Genomic DNA, 22,791 nt, shown 5'->3' on the forward strand with positions numbered 1-22,791 from the left:
CGAACGGCCCAGTCCTCCGCCGCGCTCTATGCTATGTGATATTGCACATGCCAGACTGAGATCATGGACGACTTCCTCAGGCTCTCCGCCGACACGGCCCGGTTCACCCACGGAGCGCCCCGCGCCCTCGCGTTCGGCGACGACGGCCGCCTCCTGTGGTTCCTGCGCTCGACGGGGCCCGTCGACGCCCTCGAATCCCTCTGGGTGCTCGACACCGCCACCGGCACCGAAACCCTGCTCGCCGACCCCCGCGCGCTCTCCCCCGAGCCCGGAGAACTCCCCGTCACCGAACGGCGCCTGCGCGAACGCACCCGGCTCGTCGCCGCCGGGATCGGCTCGTACGCCCTCTCCGGCGACGGCCGCAGCGCCGTCTTCCCCCTGTACGGGCGGCTCTACCGGGTCACCGGGGACGGCGCCGGGGGGCCCGCGGAGATACCCGCCGCCGGCCCCGCCCTCGACCCGCGCCCCAACGCCGACGGCTCGCGCACCGCGTACGTCGCCGACGACGCCCTCCACGTCGCCCCGGGCGGCCGGATCAGCCCCGACGACGGGGCCCGCTGGGGCGTCGCCGAGTTCGCCGCCGCCGAGGAACTCGGGCGCGCCCGCGGCCACTGGTGGTCCCCCGACGGGGTCACCCTGCTCGCCGCCCGGGTCGACGAGAGCGCCCTGCAGCGGCGCTGGTTCGCCGACCCTGCCCACCCGGAGCTGCCCGCCGAGGACTTCGCCTACCCCGAGGCGGGCGGCCCCAACGCCGACGTCCAGCTGTGGGTGCTCGGCCCGGACGGCGGCCGGGTGCGCCTCGACTGGGACGCCGCCACCCACCCCTACGTCTCGGACGCCGGATGGGAGTCGCCGACGGAAATCCTGCTGACCGTCCAGGACCGGCTCCAGCGCAGCGTCCTGCTGCTCAGCGCCGACCCGGCCACCGGCCGCACCCGGGAGCTGTCGGCCACCACGCACCCCCAGTGGGTGGACCCCCTGGTGCCCGGCACCCCGGCCCGGCTGCCCGACGGGCGGATGCTCACCGCCGCCGACACCCCCGGCGGGGCCGCGCGCGGCCTGGCCCTCGACGGGAAGCCGCTCACCGGTGACGGGATCCAGGTCCGCCGCGTGGCCGGGATCCACGAGGGGCGACTGCTGATCGAGGCCGGACTGCGCGACCCCGCCGAGCAGCAGGTGCTGCTGCTGGACCCGGACACCGGCGCGCCGACCCCGCTCGCCGACGGGCCGGGCGTGCACTCCGTGCAGGCCTCCTCCGGAACGCTGCTGCTGACCTCCGCCGACGCCGACGGCTTCCGGCGCACCGTGCGCACCGCCGACGGGCGCGCGTTCGTCCCCCGCGACCTGTCGGCGCCGCTGCCGTACCGGGTGGTCCCCGTCCTGGAGCGGGTCACCGAGCACGGCGTGCCCACCGCCCTCGTACTGCCGCGCGACCACGTCCCCGGGCGGCGGCTGCCCGTGCTGATGGACAGCTACGGCGGCCCCGGCTTCCAGGACGTGTCCGCCGAGCCTCGCCGCTGGCAGGCCCGGCAGTGGTGGGCCGACCAGGGCTTCGCGGTGGTCACCGTCGACAACCGGGGCACCCCCTACGTCTCCCCCGCCTTCACCCACGCGATGTACCGGGGCTTCTCCGAGGTCACCCTGGAGGACCAGGTCGCGGCCCTGCGGGCCCTCGGCGCCCGCCACGGCGACCTGGACCTCGGCCGGGTCGGCGTACGCGGCTGGTCCTACGGCGGCTACCTGGCGGCGATGGCCGTGCTGCGCCGTCCGGACGTCTTCCACGCGGCGGCCGCGGGGGCCGCTCCGACCGACTTCCGGCACTACGACACGGCGTACACCGAGCGGTACCTGGGGCTGCCGCAGGAACACCCCGAGGTGTACGAGCGGGACTGCCTGCTCCCCGACGCGCCGCAGCTGACCCGGCCGCTGCTGCTGGTCACGGGCCTGGCCGACGACAACGTCCACCCCTCCCACACCCTGCGCCTGTCCCGCGCCCTGACCGACGCGGGCCGCCCGCACCAGCTGCTGGCCCTGCCGGGCGTCACCCACATGACCCCGGGCGGGACCCGCGAGAAGGTGATGGCCCAGGAACTGGCCTTCTTCCGGCGCGAGCTGGCCGTCTCCTAGCGGTAAGCGGTACGCGGTAAGCGAAGGGCCCCGCGGACGGCTTCGTCCGCGGGGCCCTCCTTCTTCCCCTGGATCCCCGTCAGTCACCGGGGAAGTGGCAGGCCACCTCTCGGGAGGCGGCGATCCGCAGGAGCGGGCGCTCCGTGCGGCAGATGTCCTGCGCCTTGGAGCACCTGGGGTGGAAGGTGCAGCCCGGGGGCGGGGCCGCCGGGCTCGGCGGGTCGCCGAGCAGGACGATCCGCTCGCGCCGCCGCTCCGCCGCCGGATCGGGCAGCGGGACGGCCGACAGCAGTGCCCTGGTGTAGGGGTGCTGCGGGTCCTCGTAGAGGGACTTCTTGTCCCCGATCTCGACGATCCGGCCGAGGTACATGACGGCGACCCGGTCGCTGACCCGTTTGACGACCGAGAGGTCGTGCGCGATGAACACGTAGGCGAGGCCCAGTTCGGCGCGCAGCCGCTCCATCAGGTTGACGATCTGCGCCTGGACGGAGACGTCGAGGGCGGAGACCGGCTCGTCCGCGACGACGAGGCGGGGGTTGGTGGCCAGGGAGCGGGCGATGCCGATGCGCTGGGCCTGGCCGCCGGAGAACTCGTGCGGGTAGCGGTCGATGTGCTCCGGGATCAGTCCGGTCAGCTCCATCAGATCGGCGGCCCGGCGGCGGGCGTCCGCCGCGCTCCAGCCCTGCACCAGCAGCGGGTCGGAGATGATCCGGGCCACGGTCTGGCGGGGGTTGAGGGAGGAGTGCGGGTCCTGGAAGACCATCTGGATGTTCTTGCGCAGGGGCCGCAGGGCGCCCTGGGAGAGCCGGCTGATGTCCTTGCCGTCGAAGGTGACGCTGCCGGAGGTGGGTTGCAGCAGCCGCACCAGCATCCGGCCGGTGGTGGACTTGCCGCAGCCCGATTCCCCGACCAGGCCGAGGGTCCGGCCGGCGGCCAGGTCGAAGGAGATGCCGTCGACGGCCCGCACGGGCGCGCCGCGGCGGCCGGTCAGGGCGCGCCGGCCGGGGAAGGTCATGGTCAGGTCCCGTACGGAGAGCAGGGGACGCTCGTCGGTGGTGTCGGTGCCGGTCATCGGACCGCCTCCTCGGGGGTGCGCGCTCCCGCGAAGTGGCAGGCCACGTCGTGCCGAGGGCCGCCGTCCCCGTACGGGACGAACAGCGGTCGTTCCTCGGTGCAGCGGGCGGCGGCCCGGGGGCAGCGGGGGGCGAAGGCGCAGCCCGGGGCGGGGGCCAACAGGGACGGCGGGGAGCCGGGGATGGAGGGCAGGGGGGCGTCGTCGGGGGTGTCGAGGCGGGGCAGGGAGTCGAGCAGGCCCCGGGTGTAGGGGTGGGCGGGCTCGGCGAACAGCGCGTCGGCGGAGGCCTGTTCGGCGGCGCGGCCGCCGTACATGACGAGCACCTCGTGGGCGACCCGGGCGACCACCCCGAGGTCGTGGGTGATCATCACGACGCCGAGGCCGCGCTCCTGCTGGAGGCGGGCGATCAGCTCCAGGATCTGCGCCTGCACGGTGACGTCGAGGGCGGTGGTCGGCTCGTCGGCGATCAGCAGGTCGGGTTCGCAGGCCAGTGCCATGGCGATCATGGCGCGCTGGCGCATGCCGCCGGAGAACTGGTGCGGATACTCCCCCGCGCGGCGGGCCGGTTCGGGGATGCCGACCTCGCCGAGCATGTCCACCGCGCGTTTGCGGGCGGCGGCCCGCCCGGCCCGGAAGTGGACCCGGAAGTGCTCGGCGATCTGCTCGCCGACGGTGTAGTAGGGGTGCAGGCTGGACAGCGGGTCCTGGAAGATCATGGCCATCCGGCGGCCGCGCACGGCGGACAGCTCCTTCTCGGAGAGTCCGGTGAGTTCCCGCCCGGCGAGGCTGACGGATCCGGTGACCTCGGCGCCGGCCCGGTGCAGGCCCATGACGGCGAGCGAGGTGACGGACTTGCCGGAGCCGGATTCGCCGACGATGCCCAGGGTGCGCCCGGCCTCGACGGTGAAGCCGAGGGAGTCGACGGCCCGGACGGTGCCGCGCGGGGTGGTGAACGTGACGCGCAGGTCACGTACTTCGAGCAGGGGCGGTGCGGCGGTCATCAGTACCTCACCCTCGGGTCGACGACGGCGTACAGGAGGTCGACGACGAGGTTCGCGACGACGATGAAGAAGGCGGCGAGCAGGGTGACCCCGAGGACCACGGGCTGGTCGGAGCTGACGAGCGCCCCGTAGAACAGCCTGCCGATGCCGGGGAGTCCGAAGATGGACTCGGTGATCACGGCTCCGGCGAGGAGCCCGCCGAGGTCGATGCCGAAGATGGTGAGGATCGGGGTCATCCCGGAGCGCAGTCCGTGTTTGACCACGACGGTGCGTTCGGGCATGCCCTTGGCGCGGGCGGTGCGGATGTACGGCTCGGCCATCGCCTCGATCATCGAACCGCGGCTCTGCCGGGCGTACATGGCGGCGTAGAGCAGGGCGAGGGCGGTCCAGGGCAGCAGCAGGTTCGAGGCCCAGGCGAGGGGGTCGTCGGTGAGGGCCTGGTAGCTGGGGTACGGGAGGAGTCCGGCGACGCGGATCACTCCGTAGATCAGCATGACGGAGGTGAAGTAGACGGGCAGGGAGGCGGCGGCGACGGCGCCGACCATCAGGGCCTTGTCGGTGGCGGTGTCCTTGCGCAGGGCGGCGGTGACCCCGGCGCCGAGGCCGAGCAGCAGCCACAGGACGGCGGCGCCGACGGCGAGGGAGGCGGAGACGGGCAGCCGGTCCATCAGGAGGTTCCAGACGGGCAGGGAGTTCTCGTAGGAGTAGCCGAGGCAGGGGAAGTCGCAGTGGACGGCGAACTGTCCGGTGCCGAGGGTGCGTCCGGTGAAGATGCCGGTGAGGAAGTCGGCGAACTGCTCCCACACGGGCTTGTCGAGGCCGAGGTACTGCCGCACGTCGGCCAGCCGTTCGGCGCTGCACGTCTTGCCGCAGGCCGCGGCGGCCGGGTCGGTGGGCAGGACGTAGAAGATGAGGAAGGTGACGGCGGCGATGGCGAGGAGCACGCCGGCGAGGGCGAGCAGGCGGCGGACGAGGTAGAGGATCACGTGCGGCCGCCCCTCGGGTCGAGGATGTCGCGCAGGGCGTCGCCGAGGAGGGTGAAGGCGAGGACGGCGAGGAAGAGGAAGACGCTCGGGATGACGAAGTACATGGGGTCGGTCTCGTAGAAGGACACGGACTCGGCGATCATCTGGCCCCAGGAGGGGGTGGGCGGGCGCACGCCCACGCCGAGGTAGCTGAGGGCGGCCTCGGTGCTGATCATTCCGGGGATGAGCAGGGTGGTGTAGGCGATGACCGGGCCGGAGACCCCGGGGAGGATGTCGCGGGTCAGGATCCGCCAGGAGCTCGCGCCGCCGACGCGTGCGGCGTCGACGTACTCGCGGTGTTTGAGGGAGAGGGTCTGGCCGCGGACGACGCGGGCGACGCCGGGCCAGCCGAAGAGGCCGATGACGCTGGTCATCAGGACGATCCGGTTGACGTCCTTGGCCACCGACAGCATCGCGATCATGAAGATCAGCGAGGGGAAGGACATGGTGAGGTCCATGAGCCGGGACAGGACGGCGTCGGTGCGGCCGCCGAAGTAGCCCGCGGCGATCCCGGCGGCGGTGCCCGCGAGGACGACGATGGCGGTGGCGGCGAAGGCGATCAGGAGGGAGACCTGGGCGCCTTGGACGACGCGGGCGAACAGGTCGCGTCCGGTGACGGGTTCGACGCCGAGCCAGTGCTCTGGGCTGATCCCGCCGAGGGAGCCGAGGGGCTGTCCGCCGAGGTAGGGGTCGATGGCGGCCTTGTCGAACTCGTCCGGGGACCAGCCGCCGAGGGCGCTCAGCCAGGGGGCGGCCAGGGCCATCAGGACGAAGAGGAGGACGACGCCGAGGCTGACGCGGACGGCGGGGCGGCGGCGCAGTTCCCGGCGGGCGAGCTGCCAGGGGCTGCTGCCCGGGGCGACGTCCTTGGCCGGTGTCCCGGCCGGGGCGGCCTCGGGGGCCGCCTCGGGGCCCGCCTCGGGGGCGGCGCCGGATGCGGTGGTGGTCATGGTGGTGTCAGGCCCCGGCTTCTCAGCCCTGGCTCTTCGACGGGTCCTTGAGGCCCACGGTGCCGTAGTCGACGGTGCCGGTCCACACGGGGTGGCCGTAGGCGCCGGCGATGTTGGGGCCGACGAGCAGCGGCTTGCGCTCCAGGAGGATCGGGATGGAGGGGGACTTCTTCATGATCTCGGCGTCGAGGTCGATCCAGGCCTGGTTGGCCTGCTTGGCGTCGGCCATGGCGTTGATCTCGTCGATCCGCTTCATGGTGGCCTCGTCGCGGAACTGGGCGTAGTTGCCCTGGTTGCCCTTGTCCTTGATGGTGCGTCCGTCGAAGACGAAGGGGAGCCAGGTGGAGCCGGAGGGGTAGTCGGGGCACCAGCCGGTGTAGGTCATGTCGGGGGTGGTGGAGAGGTCGCCGATGACGTCGTAGTACGCGCCGGGGTCGACGGTGTCGATGACGACCTCGATGCCGGCCCGGGCCAGGCCCTGCTGGAAGGCCTCCGCCTTGCCCTTGTCGCCGGTGGAGACGGCGAGGGAGACCTTCAGGTGCTCCTTGCCGGCGGCCTTGAGCAGTTCCTTGGCCTTGGCGGGGTCGCCCGAGGCCGGGATCTTCAGGGTGTCGGCCTGCTTGCCGCCGGAGAGGGCCGGGGGCAGGTAGGCGGTGGCCACCTCGTTGAGGGCGGGGCCGCCGCCGGCGGTGATGACGGCCTCCTTGTCGACCGCGTACTGCATGGCCTCGCGGACCTTGGGGTCGTTGAAGGGGGCGCGGGAGTTGTTCAGGTGGAGCATGACCGTACAGCCCTGGGACTCGGCGAGGAGGCGGGCCTTGATCTCGGGCTTGGGCAGGACCTTCGGGGCGCTCTCGGGGCGCATGTTGAAGTACTCGATGGCGGAGGCGTCGGCGCCCTCGCCGGCGATGATGCGGTCGTCGACCTGCCCGCCCTTGAGGCCCATGACGACGACGAACTTGTCCGGGTAGGCCTTGCGGACGGAGTCGGTCTTCTGGTCCCAGTGCTCGTTGCGGACGAGGACCAGCTTCTTGTCGCGGTCGTACGTCTCGATCTTGTACGGGCCTGAGGAGAACGGGCGGGCGTCGTACTGGGTGCCCTTCTCCTGGGACTGCGGGACCGGCGCGAAGGTGGGGAGGGTGGCGGTCTGGGAGAACTCGGCGACGGGGCGCTTGAGTTCGAAGACGATCGTGCGGTCGTCGGGGGTCTTGACGGAGTCGAGGTGCTTGCCGTCCAGGGGGCCCTTGTAGCCCTCGGTGCCGGCCAGGTACTGGGCGGCGTAGTCGGGGCCGCCGGTGAGGTCGGGGGCGAAGGAGCGCTCGACGTTGTACTTGATGTCCTGGGCCTTGACGGGGCTGCCGTCCTCGTACTTCACGCCCTCCTTCAGGGTGAAGGTCCAGGTCTTGCCGCCGTTGGAGGGGGTGCCGAGGTCGGTGGCGAGGTCGGGGACGAGCTCGCTGCCGCCCTTGCCGGGCTCGGCCTTGAAGGTGACGAGCGTGCGGTAGAGCAGGCGGGTGCCGAAGTCCATGGCCGGCATCACCCAGTTGCGGGCGGGGTCGAGGTGGGCGAAGTCCTGGTTGGACAGGACGGTGAGGGTGCCGCCCTTCACGGGGGTGCCGCCGAGGGTCTTGCCGTCGTTGGCGGCGGCCGGGTTGGCCGCGGAGGGGCCGGAGTTCGCGCCCTTCTTGGGGTCGGAGCAACCCGAGGCACCGAGTGCGAGAGCGGCCACCACGGCGGTGGCGAGGGCGAGTTGGGTGCGCTTGGTCATGGGTCACTCCAGTGAAGGGCCGCGCTTTAGGATGTGACCGGTAACATAGTAATGTGAAATTGTACTGACAAGGGGTTGGCGCCCCCGTTATCCAGCCGTGTCCAAATCCGGCCGCCCGAAGGGGAGTTGGAACTGCCGGGCGGTCCCCGCAGCCCGGCTGCGGGGACCGCCCTGGGGCGCGGATCGGCTCAGTGCGGCGAGCCGGCCGGCTCCATGTTCTTGTCCTTGTCCTTGTCCTTGTCCTTGTGCTTGCCCTTGACCGGACGGAAGTCGGGGTTCGTCACGCAGCCGAGGTTGCGGTAGATCCGGTCGTTCGTCTGCGGGTCGAGGCCGACGAAGTGGTACTGGCAGGCCCCCTCGATGAACCTGCCCTCGATGCCGCCGGGGAAGTCGATCTCCTTGTTCCACAGGAACGGCGACTGGAGGCCCGTCTGGCGGGCGGTGGCGTTGACGTCGATCCCGCCGGGAGCCTGGATCGCGTAGACCCAGCCGTCGTTCCCGCCGCCCGTGGCGAACTCCTGCGCCACCCACCGCTCACAACTGGTGCTCACGTGCGCGGCGTTCTGCTGCCCGGCTCCCCCGATGATCCACTGCGCCAGCGGGGTGAGGTCCGAGCCCCGCGGGGTGAAGCCGCTGTTGAAGATGGCCTGGGGGTTCGGCCGCGTGTCGCCCCGCCACAGGGTGTTCACGTCGTGCCGCCAGTACCAGGCCTCGCTCACCGCGGCGAGGTCCACCTGCGGCCGGATCCCGGGGTCCGTCGTGGTCTGGAGCCACTCCGAGGCGCGGTAGCCTCCGGTCGGGCCGCAGGGGCCGGTATCACGGATCTGCTGCGGGGTACCCGGGTACGGATCCGTCGCGGCGCCGGCGGGCGAGCCGAACGCCAGCGACACGGTGACCAGGGCGGTGGCGGAGGCAAGCCGGAATGCAGTCTTCAGCATGGCTGGGAACCCATCACTCGGTGCACATGACCCGGTGTTGGTAGACGGATTCCGGGCGGAAGCCACCTCTGTTCGCGACGATCACCCTTGGGCGCCACGAGCTCCACCCGCCCGGCGCACTCCCCCGCTCACCGCACCGGCGGCGCGGGTGGCCCTAGATGCCCGACCCGAGACCCCCCGGGATGCGGCCGACCGGCTCGTCGCGGCCCTGCGCCCAGAGGGAACGGACATGACCGAGGTGGCGCTGCATGCAGGCCTCGGCCGCGTCGGAGTCGCCCGTGAGCATCAGGTCGAGGAGCTCGATGTGCTCCTCGGCGGAGGAGACCAGCTTGCCCGCCTCGTCCAGGCCGGTCAGGCCGTAGAGGCGGGAGCGCTTGCGCAGGTCGCCGACGGTCTCGACGAGGCGGTCGTTGCCCGCGAGGGCGAGCAGGCTCAGGTGGAAGCGGCGGTCGGCCTCCAGGTACCCGATGAGGTTGTGCTCCCGGGCGCTGGTGACGATCTCCTCGGCGATGGGGCGCAGGGCCTCCAGCTGTTCGGCCGTGGCGATCTTCGTGATCCGGCCGACGGTCGGGACCTCGATCATCGTCCGCAGTTCCGTGTACTGGTCGAGGTCGCGCTCGCTGACCTCGGTGATCCGGAACCCCTTGTTGCGGACCGGCTCGACCAGGCCCTCCCGGGCCAGGTCGAGCATGGCCTCGCGCACGGGCGTGGCCGAGACGCCGAGTTCGGCCGCGAGGCCGGGGGCCGAGTACACGCTGCCGGGGCGCAGTTCCCCGGCGATCAGGGCCGCTCGGAGGGCGTGGCCGACCTGGTCGCGGAGCCGTTCCTGAGCCTTGATGAGACTGTGCTGCTTCAGGTCACCCATGTGCGTTTCCTCCGAGACCCCCGACACCACGACGAGCAGAGGAACAGCGTACAATGTCACGTTGCGCTACTCGTCCCCAGCGGCCCGGAACAGTGCGACCGCCACGGCGAGATCTTCCCAGGCCATGCCCACGCTCTTGAAGAGCTGTGGACAACCCGTCCGCCCTCCCGCCGGGATCCGGCCCGTGACCAGGTCGGCGAGCGTTCCGCTGATATGACCGGGTCCGATCGCCCCCTCCGCCTCCGGGACCAGCAGGTCCCCCGCCTCGCGCAGGGCCGCCGCGCGCGACTCCACGTACACGGCCGCGCGCCGCACGAGGGCCGTGTCCGTCTCGCGGGCGTCCGGTTCGTGCGAGCCCACGGCCACCACCAGCGCCCCCGGGGCCACCAGGCGCCCGTCGAAGAGCGGCTCGCGGGCCGTGGTGCAGCAGACCACCAGGTCCGCGCCGGCCACGTCCCCCGCCGTGCCGGTGCGCGCCGCGACACCCCGCTCGCGGGCGTACGCGACGAGCGCCTGCGCCCGTCCGGGGTCGCGGGCGACGACCACCGCCTCCGCCGGCTCCCGCTCCGCGAGCACCGCGTCGAGGTGCCCGTACGCCTGGGGCCCCGAGCCGAACAGCACCAGCCGGCCCGCCGGCCCGGCCGGTGCCAGGTGGCGCAGCGCCAGCGCGGAGACCGCCGGGGTGCGCAGGGCCGTCAGGGCCGCGCCGTCGAACAGGGCCACCGGGCACAGGGTCACCCCGTCGAGGAGCAGGTAGCTCCCGGTGATCCGGGGCAGGCCGCGCTCCGGGTTGCCCGGGGCCACCCCGGCGATCTTCACCCCCGCGTACTCCGCCGACGCGGCGGGCATCAGCAGCAGTTCGCCGCCCGGCGCGGACAGGGAGCCACGCTGCGGGCAGCCTTCCGGGTCGAGCCCGGCGCGCAGGGCGTCGGCCAGGGCGTCGGCCGCCCCGGCGGGGGTGAGCAGGCCCGCGATCCGCCCGGCGTCGAACTGCGGCAGCGCGGGCGCGGGGCCGGCGGGCGCCGCCGCCGGGTGGACCGTCACAGGGTGAACCCCGTGCCGAGGGCGTCGTGCGGATCGATCGTGAAGGTGTGCTCGCCGGTGCGGTAGGCCGTGCCGGTGACCTCCGTGACCCCGCCCTCCAGCATCCGGCCGGTGAACACCGTGCCCACCACCGACTCGTGCAGCAGGTCCTCCCCGGGCCCGAGCCGCCCGTCCTCCGCGAGCAGGGCGAGCCGGGCGGAGGTGCCGGAGCCGCAGGGGGAACGGTCGATCTGCCCGTCCGCGAAGACGGTGACGTTGCGCTGGTACGGCCCGAAGGGGGTGTCGGGCAGCTCCTCGTACAGGACCACCCCGTACACCCCGGACAGCAGCGGCCCGTCCGGGTGCCAGGTGGCGGGATGGGTGGCCAGTGCGGCCCGGACCTCCTGCCCGGCGCGGACCAGGTCGGGCAGCGCGGCGCGCGAGACGTCCAGGCCGAGGTCCCGGGCGGCGACGGAGGCGTAACAGGCCCCGGCGTGCGCGATGTCCACCTCCGCGAGGCCCAGGGTGGTGGCCACCGGGACCTTCCGGGCGCCCACCCGGGCGGCGACGTTGCGGAAGGTGACCCCGGTGGTGCGGCCGCCGTCGCGGTGGACGGTGGCCCCGACCCGCCCCGACGGGACGTCGATGCGCACCTGGACGTCCCCGTCGTGCGGCGCCGGGACCCGCCCGGTCTCCACCGCCCAGACGCCGAGCGCCATGGTGCCGTGGCCGCACGCGGTGGAGTAGCCGTCCTTGTGCCAGAACAGGACCCCGAAGTGCGCGCCGTCGTCGTCCGGGGGGACCACGAACCCGCCGTACATCCCGGCGTGTCCGCGCGGCTCCTGCACCAGCAGGCGCCGTACGTCGTCCAGCGCGCTCCGCCGCGGCGCGGTCCCGGAACCCCCGGGTCCGATGACCGTGGCGCAGCGCTCGGCGACGGTGTCCCCGGGGGCGGGGGCGATGCCGTCCGCCGCGAGGTCGACGATCCGGAAGGGCTCCCCCGCCGTGTGGTAGTCGGTGGTGCGGACGCTGATCACAGCAGGAACCCTCCGGGGAAGGGGTCGGTCGGGTCGAGGAAGTACTGGGCGGTGCCGGTGATCCAGGCCCGGCCGGTGACGGTGGGGACCACCGCCGGGAGACCGCCGACGGTGGTCCGGCCGGTCAGGCGGCCGGTGAACTCGGTCCCGATGAAGGACTCGTTGACGAAGTCGGTGTCGAGTCCGAGCAGGCCGCGGGCGTGCAGCTGGGCCATGCGCGCGCTGGTCCCCGTACCGCAGGGCGAGCGGTCGAACCAGCCCGGGTGGATGGCCATGGCGTGCCGGGAGCGTCGGGCGTCGGAGCCGGGGGCGGCCAGGTACACGTGCTTGACGCCGGCGATCGACGGGTCCTCGGGGTGGACGGGCCGGTCCGGGCCGCCGTTGATCGCGTCCATGATCGCCAGACCCGCGGCGATCAGGTCCTCCTTGCGGGAGCGGTCGAAGGGCAGGCCGAGAGCGTCCAGTTCGACGAAGGCGTAGAAGTTCCCGCCGTAGGCGAGGTCGTAGGTGATCGTGCCGTGGCCGGGGACCTCGGCCTTCAGGTCCAGGCCGACGCTGAAGGCCGGGACGTTGGTGAGGGTGACGGCGGTGGCCGCGCCGTCCTCGACCCGTACGTCGACGCTCACCAGCCCGGCCGGGGTGTCGAGCCGGACCGTGGTGACCGGCTCGACGACCGGGACCATGCCGGTCTCGACCAGGACGGTGGCCACCCCGATCGTGCCGTGCCCGCACATCGGCAGCAGGCCCGACACCTCGATGTAGAGCACGCCGAAATCGGCGTCGGGCCGGGTGGGCGGCTGGAGGATGGCGCCGCTCATCGCCGCGTGGCCGCGCGGCTCGTACATGAGCAGGGTGCGGACGTGGTCCGTGTGCTCCATGAAGTGGAGCCGCTTCTCCGCCATGGTGGAGCCGGGGATCACCCCGACCCCTCCGGTGATCACCCGGGTGGGCATGCCCTCGGTGTGCGAGTCCACCGCGTGGTAGATGTGGCGCGTGCGCATGGGTTCCTCCTGGTCGAGGCCCGGTTCGAGGCCTGGCTGACGCTTAGTTGAGGCCTTCGGCGAGGGCCTTCTCGGTGGCGGCGCGCACCGAGGCCTCGACCTCGCCCGTGAGCGGGAAGCGGGGCGGACGGGTGGCGCCGCCGGGACGGCCGGCCAGGTCCATGGAGAGCTTGATGGCCTGGACGAACTCGGTCTTGGAGTCCCAGCGCAGCAGCGAGTGCAGGGACTTGTACAGCGGCAGGGCCGTGGTGAGGTCCCCGGCGACGGCGGCCCGGTAGAGGGTGGCGCAGGAGCGCGGCAGGGCGTTGGGGTAGCCGGCGATCCAGCCGACGGCGCCCGCGAGGGCGAGTTCGAGCAGGACGTCGTCGGCGCCGATGAGCAGGTCGAGGCCGGGGGCGAGCTCGGCGATCTCGTAGCCGCGGCGGACGTCCCCGCTGAACTCCTTGACGGCGACGATGCTGCCGTCGCCGTGCAGGCGGGCGAGCAGTGCCGGGGTCAGGTCCACCTTGGTGTCGATGGGGTTGTTGTACGCGACCACGGGCAGCCCGGCGCCGGCGACCTCCGCGTAGTGGGCGCGGACGGTGGCCTCGTCGGCGCGGAAGGCGTTGGGCGGCAGGAGCAGGACGGATCCGGCCCCGGCCTCGGCGGCCTGCTCCGCCCAGCGGCGGGCCTCGGCGCTGCCGTACGCGGCGACGCCGGGCATGACGCGGGCGCCGTCGCCCGCGGCCTCGACGGCGGTGCGCACGACGCGGGCGCGCTCCTCGTCGGTGAGGGTCTGGTACTCGCCGAGGGAGCCGTTGGGCACGACGCCGTCGCAGCCCTCGGCGATCAGCCAGGCCACGTGCTCGGCGTAGGCGTCGTAGTCGACGCTCAGGTCCTCGCGCAGCGGGAGCGCGGTGGCGACCATGATGCCGTGCCAGGGGCGGGTGCGGGTGTCGGGACGGGGCGCGGGGGTGGGCGCGTGGTTCATGAGCAGACTCCCTAGTGTGGTGTGTGACATTTTACTAGTGGGTACGAGGTGGCCACAAGGGCCAGGAGTGCCCGATCAGCGGGCGGAGGGGGGAAGTTCGGTGCCGGGCGGCGCGGGCAGCGCGGCCAGGTGACGCAGCGGAACGGGGCAGGACAGCGGACGCCGGTCGGGCGCGGGGTCCTCCCCGGCCAGCGCGGCGACGGCCGGACCGCACATCCGGCCCTGGCACCAGCCCATCCCGGCCCGGGTGAGCAGTTTGACGGTACGGGCGTCCCGCGCGCCGAGCTCGGCGACGGCCTCGCGGATCCCGCCCGCCGGGACCTCCTCGCAGCGGCAGACGGTGGCCGCGTCGGGCAGCCAGTCCGTCCACCCCGCGCCCGGACGGTGGGCGGCCGCCATCGCCCCGGCGAAGGCCCTCAGCCGGGCCCGGGTCCGGGTGAGGGACGGCGCGACGGGCACCCCCGCGATCGCGTGCGCGGCGATCTCCCCCTCGGTCAGGGCCAGCTGGGCACCGCCGATGCCGCCGGTCTCGCCGGCCGACCAGATGCCGGGCACCGAGGTGCGCTGCGCCGCGTCCAGGTCCAGGGCGACCGTGCCGTCGGGGGCCTGGAGGGTGGCGCAGCCGAGGGAGGTGGCCAGCTCCAGCTGGGGCACCAGACCGTGGCCCACGGCCAGGGCGTCACAGGGGATCCGGCGGGCGGTGCCGGGCAGCGGGCGCCAGTCCCGGTCGAGGCGGGCGACCGTGACGGCCTCCACCCGGCCCCGGCCGTGCGCCTCGGTCACCGCGTGCCGGGTCAGCAGGCGGATGCCGTGGCGCGCCAGGGCGCCCCCGTACACGGCGCCTTCGGCGAGCTTGGCCGGGTTGCGCAGCAGGGCGCGGGCCTGCGGGGCGTACGCCGTGTACGAGGCGGCCTCGGCGACGGCCGGCACGGTGGCCCCGGCGGCGGCGAGGGAGCCGGCCACCGCGAGCAGCAGCGGGCCGCTCCCGGCGACGACGATGCGGCGGCCCGGCAGGACGAGGCCGCCCTTGAGCATGGCCTGCGCCCCGCCCGCGCCGACGACCCCGGGCAGGGTCCAGCCGGGGAAGGGCAGTTGCCGCTCGTAGGCGCCGGTGGCGAGCAGGACGGCGCGGGCGCCGTAGGTCGCCGCGTGTTCCTCGGGGCCGGCGACGGCGTGCAGGATCCATCCGTCGGCGCCGTCCGGGGCCACCGTCCAGACGTGGTGGAAGGGATGGTGGGCGATCCGGCCCGACGCCACGTGGGCGCGCAGGGCGGCTTCGCGCGCCGTGAAGGCCCGCCAGTCGTGGTGCAGGGCCTGGGGGCGGAGGGCGCCGAGGCCGGGGGCCGGGTGGCGGTAGAACTGGCCGCCCGGGCGCTCCCCCGCGTCGAGGAGGGTGACGCGCAGGCCGAGCCGGGCCGCGGTGACGGCGGCGGCGAGCCCGGCGGGGCCGGCGCCGACGATGGCGAGGTCAGACGGCGAGCTCGGCACGGCCGGTTCCTTCCTGGGTGGTGACGGCGTCTCCGGGGCGGGCCGGGACGAGGCACGCGCGTTGGTTCGGGCGGCCGTTGACGGTGACGAGGCAGTCGTAGCAGGCGCCGATGCCGCAGAACGCCCCGCGCGGGGCACCCCCTTCGCGGGTGGTGCGCCAGGCGAGGATCCCGGCGCCCCACAGGACGGCGGCGACGCTCTGGCCTTCCTGGGCGGTCAGTTCACGGCCGTCGAAGGTGACGGGGTACGTGGCCGCCGGGGTGCCGCCTACCAGTGTGCGGGGGGTGCGCATCAGCGGGGTCTCCTCGGGGTCTTGCCCTGCCGGGCGGGGGTTGGATCGGGGGCGTGGTGCCCGTGCCGGGCGGGGTCGGCCGGGGCCGGGGCGGGGTGCCGCCCGGGACTGCATGATTTATGGCGCCCCCTCCGGGGCTGCGTCGGCGGGTCGGTGGCGTGCGCCAACAAATCACGCTTTACGTCCCGGACAGCACCCCACCCCGTCCCCGGCCTCGGGAGCGGACCGTCTCCGGGAGCCGCCCCGACCTCGGGTTCGGGAACTTGGTCCGGGACTCAGCCCGGGGCCGCCTCGGGGGCCTCGAAGCGGTCCGGGCGGAAGGGGGTCGGGTCCATGGCGGGGTCGGTATCGGTCAGGGAGGCGGCGATGAGGGCGCCTGTGGCCGGGGCCAGGCCGATGCCGGCGCCCTCGTGGCCGCAGGCGTGGAAGAGGCCCGGCACCCGGGGGTCGGGGCCGATCGCCGGGAGGTGGTCGGGGAGGTAGGGGCGGAAGCCGTGGTAGGTGCGCAGGACGCGGGTGTCCGCCAGGACCGGGAAGAGCGCCGCCGCCTGGCGGGCGAGGCGGCGCAGGGCCTCGGTGGACAGGGTCCGGTCGAAGCCGACGCGTTCGCGGGTGGCGCCGATCAGGACGGGGCCCGACGGGGTGCCCTCCACCACCGCCGAGGACTGCAGGGCCGCGGAGTCGCTGGCGACGTCGGCGATGTAGTCGGCGGCGTAGACCTTGTGCCGGACCACCCGGGGCAGGGGCTCGGTGACCAGGACGAAGCCCCGGCGCGGCATGACGGGCAGGGTGGTCCCGGCCAGGGAGGCGATGTGGCCGCCCCAGGTGCCCGCCGCGTTGAGCACGGCCGGGGCGTGCAGGGTGCGGCGGGGCGTGCGGACGCCGACGGCGCGGCCGCCCCGCAGGAGCACTTCGGTGACCTCCTCGCCGAGGTGGCACTCGGCGCCGGACGCGGCCAGCAGGCGGGCCGCCGCCTGGGCCGGGTGGACCTGGGCGTCCTGGGGGTAGTGGAAGCCGCCCGCCTGCCCCGGGGCCAGGTGCGGCTCCAGGTCGTGCAGGGCCTCCGGTCCGACCTCGGTGGAGATCACGCCGGCGGCGCGCTGGCCGTCCGCGAAGGTGCGGAGCGCCTTGAGGGTGGTCTCGTCCGGGGCGACGACCAGGCCGCCCTTGGGCTCGTACTCGGTCTCCGGCGGGAGGACCGCCGCCAGTTCCCGCCACAGCCGGGCCGACAGGAGCGCGAGGTCGAGCTCGGGGCCGGCCTCCTTGTCGGAGACGAGCAGGTTGCCCTCCCCGGCACCGGTCGTGCCGCCCGCGACGGGGCCGCGGTCGACGACGGCCACGGACAGTCCGGAGCGGCTCGCGTAGTAGGCGCACGCGGCGCCGACGACACCGGCGCCGATGATCACGACGTCCGGGGAGTGGTTCTGGGACACGACAGTAATATGTCACATTCTTTAGGGGCTGCCTAGGCATGCCGGAGGGTGTGCCCCGGGCCGGTCCCGCCCCCCGCGGGACTCGGGACCGGCCCGGTGGCCGTCAGCTGCGCAGGGGGCCCTCACAGCTGTACGAGGAGGTGCCCGCGACCTTGTTCGACCAGATCTCCAGCGGACCGAAGGAGCAGTTCATGTCGGCCAGGTTGTTGGAGGCCGCGCCCGCCCGGTCGAGGATGAAGTAGTCCACCGTCTCGGACAGGTCCTTGAAGTTCTGGTCGTCGCTGCGCCAGTTCGACAGGTTCGCGGTGATCCGGCCGGTACAGGTGAAGCGGCGCTTGCCGGGGTCGCCGTTCTCCACGCAGTCCGGCGTGTTGTACGTGGCCGTCGCGAAGGCGGACTTGACCGAGGAGAGCGCGGAGTCGCGCAGCTGGTCGTTGGCGGTGAAGGTGGTGTTCGGGACGTAGAGCTGGTCCACCTTGGCGATCTGCGCGTCCAGGAAGCGGTTGTAGTCGCGCTGGAGGTAGGTGTCCGACCCCATGCGGTTGCGCCAGGCGTCGTAGCCCGCGACGTCGTTGGCGCGCAGGTGGCCGTACATCTCGCGCAGCAGGGAGGGCTTCTCGGTCCACAGGAACTCGAAGAACGTGCCCGCGTAGTTGTAGAAGCGGAACCCGTCGCCGTCGTACGTGGCGTTGAGCAGCTGCTGGACGCTCATGCGGGGACCGCCGCCGGAGGTGTCGTTGATGACGCCCCGGACCAGGGACTTGCGGACGGCGATGCCGTTGTCGCGGGTGGAGCCGTCGAAGAACTCGGCGGTGCCCTCGTCCATGGCGGTGGTGCGGTCGCCCTCGTACCAGGGGCCCTGGCCGAAGGAGCCCGGGACGGCGAAGCGGCCGTTGAGGTAGTGCGTGTACTCGTGGCGGAAGAGCTCTTCGAGGGTGAGCGAGGAGTCCTGCGGAACGCGGCGCTGGTAGGTGTAGAAGGTGGCGCCGTTCTCGATGTAGATGCCGCCGTTGTTGGTGCCGTAGCCGGTGAGGAGGGGGTGGTAGTTCTCGTAGTCGGCGCGGGAGGCGTAGAGCACGATGTTCAGGGTGGTGTTCGTGTCGCCGGCCAGGGGCTGGTCGGTGCCGATGACGCGGTGGAACTGCGTCTTGACCTGCTTGCTCGCGTAGTAGAGCTGGTCGACGGTGGCCCGGTCGAGGGCGGTGCGGACCTTGATGCCGCCGTTGTCGTAGGTGTAGGTGTTCGGGAAGAGCTGCTTCTCGATGTCCTCCTTGCACACCCCGTACGGCTTGCAGGCCTCGTAGAGGTTCAGCCAGGAGACGGCCTTGGCCCAGGGCTCGGTGCCGAAGGTGGACTTGAGCGGCGCCAGCATGGCGCCGAGGTCCGCGACCACCTGGTCCTTGAGGCCGTTGACCTGGCCGAAGCGGCCGTACTCGCTGATCGCGTCGCGCACCACCCAGGCGTTGACCGTGCCCTTGAGGTGGGTGTAGCCGGCGAAGGCCTTGAAGGTGGCGCGGTAGGCGGCGTCGCCCGCGACCGCCGAGTGGAAGGCGGCGTCCTGGTTGCCCGGGTAGACGCCCAGGTAGTTGACGGACAGCGCGGAGAGCGCGGCGCCCGCCCAGCCGGCGTCGAGGTTGGTGGCCGGGTGGGACGGGTCCATGGTGGCCAGGACCCGCTTGATGAGGCCGAGCTGGTGCTGGCGCAGGCCGGGGGCGCTGCCGGCGTAGAGGGCCTCGCGCAGGGTGCGGGCGTTGGTGGCCGTCACGTCGAAGGTGTGGGCGGCGTCGCCGAAGTCGGCGATGGCCCGGCGCATCGCGTCGACGGTGGGGGCGTCGGTGACGTCGATCTCGGAGCGCGAGTAGTCGTGGTACACGACGGCGTGCAGGTAGGTGAACATCTCCTCCAGGTGGGAGGAGTTGCGGCCGTCGTGGGCGGCGGCCAGGGCGGATATCCGGCGCGAGACGGCCTGGACGTGGGCGTCGGACATGACCGGCGCCAGGCGCGCGTCCCAGGTCCAGATGAGGTTGCGCAGACAGCCGTCGGCGGTGACGGCCGGGTCCGCGAGGAAGTCGGCGAACTGCTCCGGCGAGAGGCCGGTGACCCCGTCAAGGGTGCAGGGGACGCCCGCGGCGACGCTGCGCGCGGTGGGTGCGGCCTGGGCGGAGGCCGCCTGGCGGCTCTTCTCCGCGCGCTCGGCGGACGCGGAGGAACCCGGGGCCGAGACGGCCGGGGCGGCGCCGGGCACCCGGCCGTCGGTGACGGCCTTGCCGCCGGGGGCGGGGGCGGGCGCCGGGACGAGCTGCTGGGCGTCGGCCCGGTGGTCGACCTCGTCGAAGGGGTTCGGCGTCGTGGTGCCGGTGGCGCCGGGGGCTCCGGAGGTGAAGGCGGCGGGGGCGGAGGCGCCGGTCGCGGCGGCCGGGGTGCCCCGCTCCGCGGCCTGGGTCACGGCCTGGCCGGCGGTGGCGAGGAGGGTGACCGCAACGGCGGCGGAGAGGAGGGACGTACGCACAACTCTGTGCTGGGACACCGAGAGCTCCTGGTGGGGATGGAGGTGGGGGAAATGGTGCGTGAACTGCCCTGCTTCACACGGCGTTTGACGGGGATTAACGTGCCGCGGTGTGAGCTGTAACATAGTAATGTGAAATTGCACTGGCAAGACCTGTGCGCCCATCAGTTCGGTCCTTCTTGAGGGAGCCTCCATGAGCGACGCCGCCGCCCGCCTCAACACCGGCAGTCACGACCTGCCCGTATCAGCCGAGTTGTCACGGTTCATGGCCGGGAACTGGGCGGCCACCCCCCTCCCCGCCGCCGCCCGTGTCCCCTCGCACGCCGTCACCCCGGCCCGCCGCGCCAGGCTCTCGGCGCGTTTCCCCGGCGAGCGGCTGCTCATCCCGGCCGGCGAGCTGATGGTCCGCTCCAACGACGCCGACTTCCGCTTCCGGCCGCACAGCGCGTACGCCTGGCTGACCGGACTGACGGGCGAGGACCAGGCCGGACACGTCCTGGTCCTGGAGCCGTCCGGCCCGAGCGGGCACGAGGCCGTGCTGTACCTGAGGCCGCGCTCGCCCCGGGCCGACGGGAACGAGGAGTTCTTCCGCGACCGCCGCTACGGCGAGTTCTGGGTGGGCCGCCGCCCGGACCTCGCGGAGGCGGAGCGGCTGACCGGCATCCGCTGCGCGCACCTGGACACCCTCGGGGAGCCGACGGCCCGCAACGCCGCCACGGACGGCGAACTGGCCGCCGCGCTGTCCGAGTTGCGGCTGGTCAAGGACGCGTGGGAGGTCGACCAGCTGCAACTTGCCGTGGACCACACCACGGCCGGCTTCGAGGACGTCGTACGGGCCCTGCCGCAGGCGCTCGCGCACCCGCGCGGGGAGCGCTGGATCGAGGGGGTGTTCGGACTGCGCGCCCGGGCGGAGGGCAACGGGACCGGCTACAACACGATCGCGGCCTCAGGAGCCCACGCGGGCGTCCTGCACTGGATCCACAACGACGGCCGGCTCGACCGGAACGAACTGCTCCTGCTGGACGCGGGCGTGGAGACCGACACCCTGTACACGGCCGACATCACCCGCACCCTCCCGCTGTCCGGGCGCTTCTCCCCCGTCCAGCGGCAGGTCTACGAACTGGTGCTGGCCGCGCAGGAGGCGGGCATCGCGGCGCTGCGGCCGGGGGCGAGCTTCGGGGACTTCCACCGGGCCGGCATGAAGGTCATCGCCGAGGGGCTCGCGGAATGGGGCGTGCTGAAGAACGCCGAGGGCGATCTGCACCGGCGGTACTCGCTGTGCAGCAGCGGGCACATGCTGGGGCTGGACGTCCACGACTGCGCGAAGGCGCGGGCCGAGACGTACCTGGAGGGCGTCCTGGAGGAGGGCCAGGTCCTGACCGTCGAACCGGGCCTCTACCTCCAGCCGGACGACGAGACGCTGCCGGCCGAGCTGCGCGGGGTGAGCGTGCGCATCGAGGACGACCTGGTCATCACCGCCGACGGGGCACGGCTCATGTCGGGGGCCCTGCCGCGCACGGTCGCGGGCGTGGAGGAGTGGATGGGCACCCTCCTGGACTCCGCGGGCTCCTGACCTCCCCGCCCTTCCCGTCCCGGGCTCCCGCCCCGCAACGGGAAGGGGTCCGGGGCCGGGCCGGGCCGGCTACGGGAGGACCGCGAAGCCGTCCAGTTCGAGCAGGGCCTGCGTGTCCCAGAGGCGGACCACGCCGACCACCGCCATCGCGGGGTACTCGCGCCCCGCGAGCCGGCGCCAGATCCGGCCCAGCTCGCCGGCGTGCTCCCGGTAGTCGGCCACGTCCACCGCGTACACCGTCACCCGCGCCAGGTCCGCCGGGGTCCCGCCGGCCGCCGCGAGGGCCGTCAGCAGGTTGGCGAGGGCCCGCTCGAACTGCTCGGGCAGGGTCTCCCCCACGACCTTGCCCGAGCCGTCCAGCGCGGTCTGGCCGGCCAGGAACACCAGCCGGCCCCCGGTGGCGGTGACGGCGTGGGAGAAGCCGGTCGCCGGGGACAGCTCCTCGGGGTTGATCCGCTCCAGACTCATCCCGCCGCCTTCCGGTAGAGCTCCTTCGCGATGAGGGTGCGCTGCACCTCGCTCGCGCCCTCGTAGATCCTGGGCGCCCGCACCTCCCGGTACAGGTGCTCCAGCAGGTGGCCGCGGCGCAGCGCGACCGCCCCGTGCAGCTGGACGGCGTGGTCCACGACGTACTGGGCCGTCTCGGTGGCCAGGAGCTTGGCCATGGCCGCCCGCCGGGGGACGTCCGGGGAGCCCCGGTCGTAGGCGCCGGCCGCCGCGTACACGAGCAGCCGGGCGGCCTCGGTGCGGGTGGCCATCTCCGCGACCCGGTGGGCGACGGCCTGGAGGTCCGCCAGCACCCCGCCGAAGGCGGTGCGGCCGGCCGTGTGGGCGAGGGTCGCGTCCAGGGCCGCCCGTGCCATGCCGACCGCGAAGGCGCCCACGCTCGGCCGGAACAGGTTCAGGGTCTCCATCGCCACCCGGAACCCCTGCCCGGGCTCCCCCAGGACGTCGGCGCGGCCGACCGGCACCCCGTCGAAGGAGAGCGAGCCGATGGGGTGCGGCGACAGCATGTCGAGGGCCTCGCCACTCAGTCCCGGCCGGTCCGCCGGGACCAGGAACGCGGTGACCCCCCGCGAGCCCGGCGCCTCACCCGTCCGGGCGAAGACGGTGTAGAAATCGGCTTCGGGGGCGTTGGAGATCCAGCACTTCTGCCCGTGGAGCCGCCATCCCGCCCCGTCCGGGACCGCCTCCAGCGCCAGGGCCGCCGCGTCCGAGCCCGCGCCCGGCTCGCTGAGCGCGAACGCCGCCACCAGCCGGCCCTCCCGCACCCCCGGCAGCCACCGCTCGCGCTGTTCCGCGCTGCCCGACCTCAGCACCGGGTGCGCCCCCAGCCCCTGCAGGGCCAGGGCCGTCTCCGCCTCGGTGCAGCCGTAGGCGAGCGATTCCCGCAGCAGGCACAGCTCCAGCGCACCGGAGTCGAACACCTTGTCCAGCAGCCCCAGCTCCCCGAGCGCCGCCAGCAGCGGCCGGTTCACCCGGCCGGGCTCACCCTTCTCGGCGAGCGGCCGCAGCCGCCCCGCCGCCAGGGCGCGCAACTGCCCGCACCATTCCTCTTCGTCCACCCCGAGCGCGAATCCGGCCATCCGAATGCCCCAGTCCTATCGCGTCCTGTTGACTGTCGTCACCATCACGATACGCTCTAGGGGCGGCTCCCCGGGGTCAACGGGAAGACGCACCGCACGGCCGGCTCCACCCCGTCCGGACGTCGCAAGGGGG

The 22,791-nt window shown here is 73.6% G+C and carries 19 protein-coding genes; 2 read left to right on the forward strand and 17 right to left on the reverse strand.

Features of this window, described 5'->3' with window-relative positions; all coding sequences use genetic code 11:
- Positions 1–63: 63 nt before the first annotated feature.
- Positions 64–2,127 carry a S9 family peptidase gene (locus tag SLAV_RS09935; RefSeq protein ID WP_030238354.1) on the forward strand — a complete coding sequence of 688 codons (2,064 nt, stop codon included), beginning with the start codon at positions 64–66 and terminating at the stop codon, positions 2,125–2,127.
- 79 nt (positions 2,128–2,206) lie between these two features.
- Here SLAV_RS09935 and SLAV_RS09940 read toward each other — a convergent pair whose 3' ends face one another.
- From SLAV_RS09940 to SLAV_RS10010, 15 genes are all read right to left on the reverse strand, one after another.
- Positions 2,207–3,199, reverse strand: coding sequence for an ABC transporter ATP-binding protein (locus SLAV_RS09940; RefSeq protein WP_030238352.1), 993 nt, complete (start codon positions 3,197–3,199; stop codon positions 2,207–2,209).
- Complete coding sequence (locus tag SLAV_RS09945) at positions 3,196–4,203, reverse strand: ABC transporter ATP-binding protein (protein ID WP_037688401.1); 1,008 nt, start codon at positions 4,201–4,203, stop codon at positions 3,196–3,198. Before SLAV_RS09945 ends, SLAV_RS09940 begins: the two co-directional genes overlap by 4 nt.
- Entirely contained in the window at positions 4,203–5,189 is a 987-nt protein-coding gene (locus SLAV_RS09950; RefSeq protein WP_030238346.1) for an ABC transporter permease, read from the reverse strand. The genes SLAV_RS09945 and SLAV_RS09950 overlap by 1 nt, the downstream gene beginning before the upstream one ends.
- Positions 5,186–6,178 (reverse strand): ABC transporter permease, encoded by a 993-nt coding sequence (locus SLAV_RS09955; protein ID WP_030238342.1) that lies wholly within the window; start codon positions 6,176–6,178, stop codon positions 5,186–5,188. Before SLAV_RS09955 ends, SLAV_RS09950 begins: the two co-directional genes overlap by 4 nt.
- Positions 6,179–6,200: 22 nt before the next feature.
- The gene (locus SLAV_RS09960; RefSeq protein ID WP_030238340.1) at positions 6,201–7,946 is read right to left on the reverse strand and encodes an ABC transporter substrate-binding protein; all 1,746 of its coding nucleotides are present in this window, start codon (positions 7,944–7,946) and stop codon (positions 6,201–6,203) included.
- A 188-nt stretch (positions 7,947–8,134) separates the two neighbouring features.
- Positions 8,135–8,884, reverse strand: a complete 750-nt coding sequence (locus tag SLAV_RS09965; RefSeq protein ID WP_051841346.1) for a scabin-related ADP-ribosyltransferase — start codon at positions 8,882–8,884, stop codon at positions 8,135–8,137.
- A 154-nt stretch (positions 8,885–9,038) separates the two neighbouring features.
- Positions 9,039–9,749, reverse strand: a complete 711-nt coding sequence (locus SLAV_RS09970; protein WP_037688398.1) for a GntR family transcriptional regulator — start codon at positions 9,747–9,749, stop codon at positions 9,039–9,041.
- A gap of 66 nt (positions 9,750–9,815) precedes the next feature.
- On the reverse strand, positions 9,816–10,793 hold the full coding sequence (locus SLAV_RS09975; protein WP_030238333.1) for an ornithine cyclodeaminase family protein: 978 nt from the start codon (positions 10,791–10,793) through the stop codon (positions 9,816–9,818).
- Positions 10,790–11,809: a proline racemase family protein gene (locus SLAV_RS09980; RefSeq protein WP_037688395.1), complete on the reverse strand. Its 1,020-nt coding sequence runs from the start codon at positions 11,807–11,809 to the stop codon at positions 10,790–10,792. The genes SLAV_RS09975 and SLAV_RS09980 overlap by 4 nt, the downstream gene beginning before the upstream one ends.
- Positions 11,806–12,810: a proline racemase family protein gene (locus SLAV_RS09985; protein WP_030238322.1), complete on the reverse strand. Its 1,005-nt coding sequence runs from the start codon at positions 12,808–12,810 to the stop codon at positions 11,806–11,808. The genes SLAV_RS09980 and SLAV_RS09985 overlap by 4 nt, the downstream gene beginning before the upstream one ends.
- Positions 12,811–12,853: 43 nt before the next feature.
- A complete protein-coding gene (locus tag SLAV_RS09990; RefSeq protein WP_030238319.1) occupies positions 12,854–13,780 on the reverse strand; it encodes a dihydrodipicolinate synthase family protein in 927 nt (308 codons plus the stop codon).
- A gap of 75 nt (positions 13,781–13,855) precedes the next feature.
- Entirely contained in the window at positions 13,856–15,268 is a 1,413-nt protein-coding gene (locus SLAV_RS09995) for an FAD/NAD(P)-dependent oxidoreductase (RefSeq protein WP_030238317.1), read from the reverse strand.
- Positions 15,249–15,563 carry a (2Fe-2S)-binding protein gene (locus SLAV_RS10000; protein ID WP_030238314.1) on the reverse strand — a complete coding sequence of 105 codons (315 nt, stop codon included), beginning with the start codon at positions 15,561–15,563 and terminating at the stop codon, positions 15,249–15,251. The genes SLAV_RS09995 and SLAV_RS10000 overlap by 20 nt, the downstream gene beginning before the upstream one ends.
- A 272-nt stretch (positions 15,564–15,835) precedes the next feature.
- Positions 15,836–16,993, reverse strand: a complete 1,158-nt coding sequence (locus SLAV_RS10005; protein ID WP_030238312.1) for an NAD(P)/FAD-dependent oxidoreductase — start codon at positions 16,991–16,993, stop codon at positions 15,836–15,838.
- 103 nt (positions 16,994–17,096) lie between these two features.
- A complete protein-coding gene (locus SLAV_RS10010) occupies positions 17,097–19,520 on the reverse strand; it encodes a collagenase (RefSeq protein WP_030238310.1) in 2,424 nt (807 codons plus the stop codon).
- 172 nt (positions 19,521–19,692) lie between these two features.
- Between SLAV_RS10010 and SLAV_RS10015 the strand changes: the two genes are divergently transcribed.
- Entirely contained in the window at positions 19,693–21,072 is a 1,380-nt protein-coding gene (locus SLAV_RS10015; RefSeq protein WP_030238307.1) for an aminopeptidase P family protein, read from the forward strand.
- A 69-nt stretch (positions 21,073–21,141) separates the two neighbouring features.
- Here the strand turns inward: SLAV_RS10015 and SLAV_RS10020 are convergent, their stop codons facing one another.
- Together SLAV_RS10020 and SLAV_RS10025 are read right to left on the reverse strand one after the other, a co-directional pair.
- Positions 21,142–21,540 (reverse strand): RidA family protein, encoded by a 399-nt coding sequence (locus SLAV_RS10020; RefSeq protein ID WP_030238305.1) that lies wholly within the window; start codon positions 21,538–21,540, stop codon positions 21,142–21,144.
- On the reverse strand, positions 21,537–22,658 hold the full coding sequence (locus SLAV_RS10025; protein WP_030238302.1) for an acyl-CoA dehydrogenase family protein: 1,122 nt from the start codon (positions 22,656–22,658) through the stop codon (positions 21,537–21,539). Before SLAV_RS10025 ends, SLAV_RS10020 begins: the two co-directional genes overlap by 4 nt.
- Between the last annotated feature and the right edge of the window lie 133 nt (positions 22,659–22,791).

Source organism: Streptomyces lavendulae subsp. lavendulae, assembly GCF_002803845.1.
In the GTDB taxonomy this organism is placed as follows: Bacteria; Actinomycetota; Actinomycetes; order Streptomycetales; family Streptomycetaceae; genus Streptomyces; species Streptomyces lavendulae.